Source organism: Streptomyces atratus (genome assembly GCF_900119365.1).
Lineage (GTDB): Bacteria > Actinomycetota > Actinomycetes > Streptomycetales > Streptomycetaceae > Streptomyces > Streptomyces atratus_B.
This window is the reverse complement of record NZ_FPJO01000067.1, coordinates 1-9,260: the sequence shown is the minus strand read 5'-3', so window position 1 is coordinate 9,260 and position 9,260 is coordinate 1. Positions and strand designations below refer to the sequence as shown.

Annotated in this window: 7 protein-coding genes and 1 pseudogene; 6 read left to right on the top strand and 2 right to left on the bottom strand. The window is 67.5% G+C overall.

Annotated elements, in window-relative coordinates; all coding sequences use genetic code 11:
- Positions 1-154: 154 nt before the first annotated feature.
- On the bottom strand, positions 155-808 hold the full coding sequence (locus tag BT364_RS39665) for a hypothetical protein (protein ID WP_256260426.1): 654 nt from the start codon (positions 806-808) through the stop codon (positions 155-157).
- 64 nt (positions 809-872) lie between these two features.
- Complete coding sequence (locus BT364_RS38325; protein ID WP_079179864.1) at positions 873-2,012, bottom strand: alpha/beta hydrolase family protein; 1,140 nt, start codon at positions 2,010-2,012, stop codon at positions 873-875.
- A gap of 113 nt (positions 2,013-2,125) precedes the next feature.
- Here BT364_RS38325 and BT364_RS38320 point away from each other — a divergent pair, with 113 nt between their 5' ends.
- The 6 genes and pseudogenes from BT364_RS38320 to BT364_RS38295 all read left to right on the top strand — a co-directional run.
- On the top strand, positions 2,126-2,761 hold the full coding sequence (locus BT364_RS38320; protein WP_072489749.1) for a GNAT family N-acetyltransferase: 636 nt from the start codon (positions 2,126-2,128) through the stop codon (positions 2,759-2,761).
- Positions 2,758-3,642 carry a PaaX family transcriptional regulator C-terminal domain-containing protein gene (locus tag BT364_RS38315; protein WP_072489748.1) on the top strand — a complete coding sequence of 295 codons (885 nt, stop codon included), beginning with the start codon at positions 2,758-2,760 and terminating at the stop codon, positions 3,640-3,642. Before BT364_RS38320 ends, BT364_RS38315 begins: the two co-directional genes overlap by 4 nt.
- Before the next feature lie 179 nt (positions 3,643-3,821).
- Positions 3,822-4,001, top strand: coding sequence for a hypothetical protein (locus tag BT364_RS38310; protein WP_177328404.1), 180 nt, complete (start codon positions 3,822-3,824; stop codon positions 3,999-4,001).
- A 486-nt stretch (positions 4,002-4,487) separates the two neighbouring features.
- Positions 4,488-8,473 (top strand): annotated as a pseudogene (locus BT364_RS39660) (DNRLRE domain-containing protein).
- Positions 8,470-8,970: a hypothetical protein gene (locus BT364_RS44665; protein WP_072489746.1), complete on the top strand. Its 501-nt coding sequence runs from the start codon at positions 8,470-8,472 to the stop codon at positions 8,968-8,970. Before BT364_RS39660 ends, BT364_RS44665 begins: the two are co-directional and overlap by 4 nt.
- On the top strand, positions 8,936-9,260 hold a 325-nt coding region (locus BT364_RS38295; protein WP_177328405.1), incomplete at its 3' end, for a transposase domain-containing protein. The genes BT364_RS44665 and BT364_RS38295, both read left to right, overlap by 35 nt.

The following is a 9,260-nucleotide window of genomic DNA, read 5'->3' as shown; positions in this document are numbered from 1 at the left end:
CCCTCGGCCGCCCACAGCACCAGGCGGGCCCGCAGGACGACATCGGCAGGGGCGTGACGGCTGCCCGCCAACTCCCGCAGCTCATCAATCTGTTCGGAGGAGAGATCCACACCGGGCCAACGAAGCGATGAACCATCAAGTTCCAACGACAGAATCACGAGACACTAGGCATCACGGATGATCCGGGGCATTTCTGGCCCCAGTTCCTCAAGCCCTCACAGGTCATCTCCCAAGGAGCTCGGAGGGCCTGGGGGGTGCGCAGGGTGAGGTCAGCTCGCGTCGGAGCGGGTGCGGGCGAGGAACGTGGCGAGGGCGCTGGTGGCTTCGGGCTCGGTGGTGGCGATCCGGGCCGCAACGCCAGCTGGTCGATGTCGGCGCCGGGGACCAGGCGGGCGAGTTCGGTGAGCAGTGCGGCGTGCGCGAGGACTGGCTGCGTCAGAAGGCCAGCGGCTTCCTCGCGGGTGGCGGGGTCGCGGTAGTGCCCGAGGTGCGCGGCCAGGGCGTGCGCGAGCCAGGAGTCGACATCGGCCTGGGCGTAGCCGCCGGCTCGGCGGGTGAGCTCGTCACGGGCGGCTTCGTCGCCGTCGCGGGGCGCGGTCTGCTCCAGCGTGCCCAGCTCGCGCAGCGCCTGAAGCTCGTCGGCGCGGGCCGCGATCCGGGCGGCTTCGCGCAGCTCGGCTTCCCGGGCGGCGGCGGCCGCGACGGCGACGGCGGCCATGCCCTTCGCCCGGCGCCGTACGACGCGGCGGCCGATGCGGACCGGGTCGACCGGCTCACGGGGCCCGGCGACGCGTGGGGCCCACCTCACCACAGCACAAGCCCGGATCCTGGCCGAAGCACTCGGCGCCCGCTGACCCTACGATGACGAGCATTCAGCACCAGGTGTCGGCGTTCGCGTCAAAGTGCACCGGGCGGTACACGTGAACGTGCACCACGCGGGCCGAGCTTGCGGGAGTGGCATGGCTGCCTCGGCCGAGTTCCTTGAGGAACTGCCGTTGGCTGTCAAGGAATCCGTCCGCGAAGAGCGAGTGGGGGGAGAAGAGCGCGGTGAGCGTGATCTTGAGGTCCGACTGCTCGATGGACTGCTTGAGCAGTGAGTGGGTCGCGTCCGGGTAATGCTTGACCGTCAAAGCGCCGCCTGCGTCCAGCACCTTGTGGTAGGTGCGCTCCGTGTCGGCGGTGTCCACGTTGATGTCATGGCCTGCGAGGGTCAGCAGCACCGGTACGCCGCGCAGGGCGCGGAGGTCTTGTGTGGCGTCCGCGGTGTAGTTCTTGGAGATGAAGCCCCAGCGGTCGGCGGTCATGCCGTCCGCGTCGCCGCGCATCGCCTTGACGTACTCCTCGAAGGTCGCCTGGCGTTCCAGCAGCCGGAGGGTGGTGTCGCTCTTGGCGACCTCCGCCTTGGTGCGGGCTGCTGATGCGCCGTCGGCGCGCAGCTCGGCGAGGAGGTTGTAGCGGCCCTGCTGGAGCCAGTTGATGGCGGGCGAGACGGCGATGACGAAGCTCACGGGCGTCTTGGCGGCGATCTTCGGCAGGACCCAGCCCGCCTGGCTGGCGCCCCAGAGCCCGATCCGGTCGCCGTCGATGTCCGGGCGGGCGCGGGCCCAGGCGATGGCGGCGGCTGCCTCGTTGGCCCGGTCGTCCATGGACTGGTCGAACCAGTTGCCGGGTGCGCCCGCGACGCCGGGCTTGTCCCAGGACAGGGAGGCGTACCCGGCCTTGGCGTTCGCCTCCCATATGGGCTTGTAACCGTCGTCGTGGGTGGCGTCGACGGGGCCGTCGCCGTGGACGTACACGACCAGGCCGTGGTGCTTGCGGCCGTCCCTGGGGATGGCCAGTACGCCGTTGAGGGTGTGGCCGCCGTGGCGGATCGTGACCCGCTGCTCGTCCATGTCGTAGGAGTTCTGCCACAGCGCCACACCGACGAGGCCGGCGGTCACGACCAGGGCCGTGACGAGTGACCACACGGCGATGCGGAGTCCGCGCCGTCCGGGCCGGATCTTTGGACACATGGGATCTGTCCCCTTTGTTCGGGTCTGGGCACTACTAAAACTATCACAGCGAGCACGATCGTCACGAGAATGGTAGTTTTAGGTGAGGGTTGCAGCGAGAAAAGGGGCACGGCATGGGACTGGACGTGACAGGCACCGGCACTGGACCGGTGACAGTGCGGCGGGGTGTTCCGGCCGGAGCCGAGCGGCGGGCGGCCGAGCTGTACTGGGACGCCTTCGGCCGCAAACTCGGTCCCGCCCTGAACCCGCCGGGCAAGGCGGTGCCCTTTATCGCCGCCCACCTGAACGCCGATCGCGCGGTCTGCGCACTCCTGGACGGGCAGCTCGTCGGCCTCGCCGGCTACCAGCACGACGGGCGGGCCCTCACCGGAGGATCGGCTTGCGCCGTTCTGCGCGCGTACGGACACGTACGCGGACTGCACCGAATCCTGCTCCTCGCCCTGTTCGAACGCCACCCGGCCCCCGGACAACTCGTCATGGACGGCATCGCCGTGGATCCGGACATGCGCGGCCGGGGCGTCGGGAGCCTGCTCATCGAGGAAGTAGCCGCCGTCGCGGCGGAGCAGGACTGCCGGGAGATCAGACTGGACGTGATCGACACCAACCCGCGCGCCAGGGCCCTGTACGAGCGGCGCGGCTTCACGGCCGTACGGACCGAGCACACGCCCTACCTGCGCGGGCTGCTCGGATTCGGCGCGGTGACCACCATGCACCGCCCGGTCGGAACAAAAGGAGTGAGAGAACTGTGAGCGCCGAGACCGACCACGTCGAGGTCCCCACCCGCACGCTCGTCCACGCGCTGATCCGCGAGGACGGCACCGTCGACGCGGACGAGCTGTACACCGTCGCCAACACCCTGGGCATGAGCGACCAGCAGGTACGGCTGTGCATCAAACGCCTCGTGTCCGAAGGCCGATTCACCCACGAAGGCCGCGGCCGCAAGGCGGAGCTGCACGCGACCACGGACACCACGCGTGCCCTCGCCCCCAACGCGGACTTCCTGCGGCACGCATTCCAACAGGACGCCGGGCTCGCACCGTGGGACGGTGTCTGGCACCTGGCCGCCTTCGCGGTGCCCGAATCGGCGCGCACCGCCCGGGACGCCCTGCGCGAGACGCTCGTCCACCTCGGCGGCGCCCCGCTCCAGGGCGGATTGTACGTCTGCGCCAACACGTGGGAACCGTACGTCGAAGAAGCGGCCCACCGGCTCGGCACCCACGGCGCGCTCACCCTCCTCACCACGACGGACCTGCGCAGGGGCGACACCCAAGAACCTGCCGAACTCGCCCGACGTCTGTGGCCCCTGCAGGAGATCGCCGACAGCTACCACCGCCTCAGCCGTATCGCCCAGCCCCGCCTCGCCCGGCTCACCGGCTCTGCCGAACTCTCCCCCTCCGCACTGCTCACCATCGCTGTCGAGCTGGCCGCCGAACTCACCCGCGCCATAGAGCCCGACCCGTTGCTGCCGCCTCAGCTCCTGCCCCGGCCCTGGCCCGGCACCCAGGCCCGGGAGCTCATCGCCCAGTGCTGGGCGGCCCTGCACGAACGTGACCAGAACGAAGCCCGCCCGACTCTCTTCCGCCTCTACACCGACATCACCCGAGAAACAGCAGACCAGACCACGCACTGAAGACGGAACGGACGGCGCAGGTCGTGCCTGATGGGCGAAGGTACCGCGAGGGCACCTGCCCTTGCGGACGGACAGGCGTCAGAAGCCGTATCTCAACCGAACGTGATCCCTTGATTTCTGCTGGTCAGGCATGGTTTCGCTCGGAGTGAGGGAGGCATGCGGCGTCTTGTGTCCGCTTCATGACCGAGGGGTGCGCGGTGGCGTCGGTGCTGGGAATGCTGGAGGAGCGGGAGGCGGTTGCCCGGGTGCGGGTGGAGGGGCTGCGGGAGGAAGCCGCGCGGTTGGCTGAGGTGCTGGAGGCCGCGGAGATCGAGCTGGACCGGCGGGTGATCGCGCGGGAGGAGCTGGTGGCTCCCTGACCTGCGATTGCCACTCGGATGCGGTCTCCTTTACCAGGGCGGCCTTCTTCTAGAGCTTCGTCAGCTTCCCGGCCTGGTAGCGCTCCGCCACCACGCCCCAGTCGGGGCGGTGGGGGTCGGCCCACATCCCGTACGTCCCACCGTGTCCGATGTCCGAGTGCCTCAATGCTAGCTGGCCGCAAAACGGATTAACTGGCTAAGTGTCGCAAAGCATGGCGTAGCAACCTGCTTACAACTGAAGGATCTTGACCGCCCGTTAGTGATGCAGCTCATACCGCGACCATGATCAAGATTGCCGATCTTGAGTGACCCTGGTGTGCTTTCCATTCTTTTTCTCCTCGATACCTTCATACTTGCATCACATAAGTGGCGCAGACCAGCAAGAGACCGAGGAATGATGACGGTTACAGACCCGCGCCACATGAGCGCGGACGCCCCTTGTCCAGCGGGGGCCTGCGCTTCATAGCGAGCAGTCTCGCCCTGGCCCTGGCGGCCACGCTCATCCACGGAACAAGTGACGCGTTCGCGGCCTCGCCACAAGCAGCCACATCGGCGAAAAGATCCGCAGCCACACAGGCGGCGGACATCCCCTCCGCACGCGTGGCAGCACGCTTGTCGGGGAAGCGTGTTGAAGCGCTGTCCGAGCGCACTGAGACTTCCACGACCTGGGTCAACAAGAACGGCTCGCTGACCACCGAGCTCACTGCCGGTCCGGTCCGGTTCGAGGACGAAGCTACTGGTGAGTGGCGAGACGTCGACCTGGATCTCGTCAGCGGCTCCGACGGTTCGATCGCGCCCAAGGCTCATCCGCGCGGGCTGAAGCTCGCAGGTAAGACCGGTAGCCGCGCCACATCGCTCAAGTCGGCGCAAGCCGCCAAGCCGACCGACCTGGTGACGCTCGGCAAGGGGGACGAGCAGATCACCCTGCAGTGGAAGGGCGGGCTTCCCACCCCGAAGCTCAACGGCACCCGCGCGACGTACGTGAACGCGGTTCCGGGCGCGGACGTGGTGGTCGAGGCCACACGTACCGGCTACGAGCAGTACGTAGACATTCAGCAGCGCCCGGCAGCGGAGGGCTACACATACACGTTGCCCTTGAAGGCCAAGGGACTGAAGGTCAAGGAGCAGGCTGACGGCAGCCTGCTGTTCACCGACAGGAAGAACAAGAGGCGGGCAGTCATGCCTGCTCCGGTGATGTGGGACGCCTCGGTCGACAAGGCCTCCGGTGAGCACACCAACCGGGCCAAGGTCGACATGAAGGTGGTCCAGCGCAAGGGCGCGGTCGATCTCGTCATCACGCCGGATGCGAAGTTCCTCGGCGCCCCCGGGACGAAGTACCCGGTGACGGTGGACCCTTCCACTTCCTCCCTGTCGAATGTCTTCGACACCTACGTCCAGCAGGGCGAGACCGTCGACGGGTCCAACGACGTCGAGCTGGACCTCGGAAACCCGGGCACCAAGAATGCCGACGGTACGCCCCGTACGGCGCAGTCGTTCATCTCCTGGAACACCTCGCCCATCCAGGACGCCTTGGTGCTGGATGCGAAGCTCTCCCTGTGGAACTTCCACTCGGGCAACAATGTCGACTGCAAGGCCTATCCATGGGAGGTGTGGTCTTCCGGCGCAGCTTCCACGTCCAGCCGCTGGGCCAACCGGCCGACCATGACGGCGAAGAAGGCCACCTCCACCGAGACACGCGGCAACACCTCGTGCACTACCCAGCCTGACGGGTGGATCAACGCCGATGTGTCGACGCTCGTCCAGGAGTGGGCTTCGGCCAAGGCCACCCGCGGCCACATGGGCATCCGAGCCACAGACGAGTCGGTGGTGGCACAGTGGAAGCGCGTCAACTCCGCCAACGCCGCCTCCAACCCGCCGAAGCTGGTGGTCAACTACAACTACCGGCCGCGCACCGGTACCAAGCAGGAGGCTGGCCCGCCGTACTTCTCCTACGGCGGCGACTACGTGGTGAACACCACCACGCCCACCCTGCGGGACACCTTCGTCGACGCCGACGGCGACAAGGTCAATGGCACCTTCCAGATCTTCGACTCCGCCACCAACACCCAGGTCGGCAACGTCCTGGTGTCGAAGTTCGTGCCGTCCGGGCAGGTAGCGTCGGTCACCGTGCCCGCGGGCGTACTGGCGGAAGGTAAGACGTACAAGTTCCGCACCTCGCCGTACGACGGGACCCACTACAACGCGGGCTGGTCGGCGTACAAGACGTTCACCGTCGACACCAAGGCCCCTTCCGCCCCGACGAAGATCACGTCCACGGACTACCCGTCCACGTCATGGGTGAAGGGCGGCGGGCAGGCGGGCAGCTTCGTCATCACTCCACCCGCGAGCGACCACAACTGGCTGGAGTGGTCCCTGGATGGGGCGACCTGGACAAAGGTCGCCATCGGGGGTGCGAGTGGTGACAAGACCGTGAGCATCACTCCGCCACAGGACGGGACGCAGAGACTGCAGGTGCGTACTGTGGACAAGGCGGACAACCGGTCCGAGGCAGCCGAGTACACCTTCCACGCCGGTCCGGGCGGCTTCAACCAGCCTTCCGACGGGGACCGTACCGCGCGACGGCTAATCTGGTGGCGGAAGCCGACAGCAGCAAGTACGACCAGGTCGCATTCTCCTGGCGCCGCTCCGACGCGGATGCCTGGACGCGGATTCCGGTCGGTAACGTCAGCTTTGGGGGAACTCCGCTCGCCGCCTGGCCCGTCGCCCTGACGAACGGCAAGAACGAGGCCCTCACCTGGGACGCGGCCGGAACGGTGTCGCCGGACGGCTCCGTGCAGATCCGGGCCGAGTTCACCGGGGCGTCGAACGCCTCGGCGAACAGCAATCCGCTGACTGTGGTCGTCGACCGCACCGCCGACACCGCCGCCGTGCAAGAGGTCGGGCCTGGATCGGTCAACCTTCTCACCGGCGACTACAGCATCTCTGCCTCGGACGTCTCCTACTACGGCCTTTCCGTCACACGGACCGCCTCTTCACGCACCCCCACCAAGGCGGCCGGTCAGGAAGGGCAGGCTCCGGTGTTCGGTGCCGCCTGGATGTCCGGGCTGACCGCGGAACTCACCGAGTCGGACTACGCGTATCTGCGCAGGGTCTCGGACACGGCCGTCACTCTGGTCAAGACAGATGGCACCAAAATCAGCTTCACCTCGAACGCGGGCAGAACTGGGTGGGTCTCGGAGCCGGGAGCGGCGGACCTGGTCCTCAAGGGCACTGTTGGCACGGCCTTCACCCTCAGCGACGGCGAAGGCGTCGTGACGGAGTTCACCAAGGCCGACGCGGGCGCGGACGCCTGGCAGATGACCTCCTCGCGCCTTGACGGGCTGGACACCACCAATACAACCATGAAGTCCGAGACGGTCGTGGTGGGTGGGAAGACCGTGGCCCGTCCTGTGCGGATCGTTGCCCCAACCTCCGCCGTCGACAACGCGACCTGTCTCTCGGCGCCCACCACCAAGGGCTGTCGGGTGCTGGAGTTCGTGTACGCGACCACCACCACCGCCACTGCGTTGGCCGTCGGTGACTACGCCGGCCAAGTCAAGGACATCCTGCTGTACGCCACAGGTAAGGGTGAGACGTCCTCCTCCGTGCGGTCGGTGAGCACCTACCGCTATGACGCCGAGGGGCGGCTGCGGCAGCAGTGGAACCCGCGTCTGGACCAGGCCACGCAGGTGCAGTACGCCTACGACGACGCGGGCCGCATCACCACCTTCCGTTCGTCCACCGATCAGCCCTGGACGTTCACCTACGGCAAAGCCGGGGACACCGTGGTCGCGGGTGAGGGCATGCTGCTCAAGGCCTCGCGCCCCACGCTCAAGCAGGGAACCACCGACACTGTCGACGGTAGCGCCGTGACTATGATCGTCTACGGAGTGCCCCTGACCGGGACCACCGCCCCGTACAAGCTGAGCGCGGCCGATGTGAAGGCCTGGGGCCAGACGGACGTGCCGACGGACGCCACCGCCGTGTTCCCGGCCGACTCGGTTCCCGCCTCCTCCACCGGTGCCGATCTCGCGGCCACGGCCTACGGTCGCGCGAACATCAGCTACCTGAACGCGTCGGGCCGCACCGTGAACGAGGCTACTCCGGGGGGACACATCACCACCATGGAGTCCGACCGGTTCGGCAACACGGTCCGCGAGCTGACCGCAGGCAACCGCTCGATCGCCCTCGGTCTGACCACCGCGGACAAGGAGGCCCAGGTGGACCTGGGCATCGGTCGGCTCGGCTCCGCCGAACGCGCCATGCTGCTGTCCACGACCACGCTCTACGACGACGGGGGCATCCGCGAGCTCCAGGAGTTCGGTCCCCTGCGGCGGCTCGACCTGACCCGTGACCTCAAGTCCGGGTCCACCACCCTGGCCTCGGCCGGCACGTCGGTGATCGGCCGCGGCTGGACGGCGAAGGAGTACGACGAGGGCCGACCCACCGATGGCACGGCCAATGTCCGGTGAAGGTCACCGACAGCGTGCCCTCCACCCAGACCTACACCTACGACCACGCCGCCGAACCACGCGGCCTCGCCACCAGAATCACAGACTCTGCCGCCGGTGTGTTCAGTGGCACCTATGATGCCGATGCCACGCTGACCAGCGAAAAGCTGCCCGGCGGCTACACCCTTGCAGTACGGGTCGACAGCACGGGCACGCCGGTGGAGCGCACCTACACCCGCGACAGCGACGGCACGATCGTCTACAGCAACAGCGTCTCCGAGTCCGTCCACAACCAAACCACTACCAACGCGGGCTGGTCGGACCAGGAGTACGGGTATGACGCGGCTGGCCGCCTGACCAAGGTGTACGACACCGCCGCGACCGTGTGCACGCACCGGGCGTACGGGTTCGACTCCCGCACCAACCGCACCGCACTAAGCCTCAATACCGTTCAGTTAAGCGCTTCTGGGTTACTGTGGGGGGATGCCGCGCTCTGGTTGGGTGAAGCCGTCTTCTGATGTCCGGTTGTCGGATTTGGTGTCTGTGGGGTTGCTGACGCGGGTGTTTCCCGCAGATGTGGTTGACGCGGTGATCGAGGATGCGGGGCGTACTGAGCGGCGCCACCGGTCCTTGCCCGCGCGGGTGATGGCGTACTTCTCGATGGGGATGGCGCTGTATTCGGATGGCTCCTACGAGGATGTGTTCGCGCAGCTCACGGATGGGCTGTCGTGGGCGTCGGGGTGGTCGGAGTCATTCACGCCGCCCTCGAAGTCGGCGATCTTCCAGGCCAGGGCTCGCCTGGGGTTCG

Bases quoted from the DNA above. Each gene is read 5' to 3' on its own strand.
- BT364_RS38325 (WP_079179864.1), bottom strand. From the start codon at position 2,012: ATGTGTCCAAAGATCCGGCCCGGACGGCGCGGACTCCGCATCGCCGTG.
- BT364_RS38320 (WP_072489749.1), top strand. From the start codon at position 2,126: ATGGGACTGGACGTGACAGGCACCGGCACTGGACCGGTGACAGTGCGG.
- BT364_RS38310 (WP_177328404.1), top strand. From the start codon at position 3,822: ATGACCGAGGGGTGCGCGGTGGCGTCGGTGCTGGGAATGCTGGAGGAG.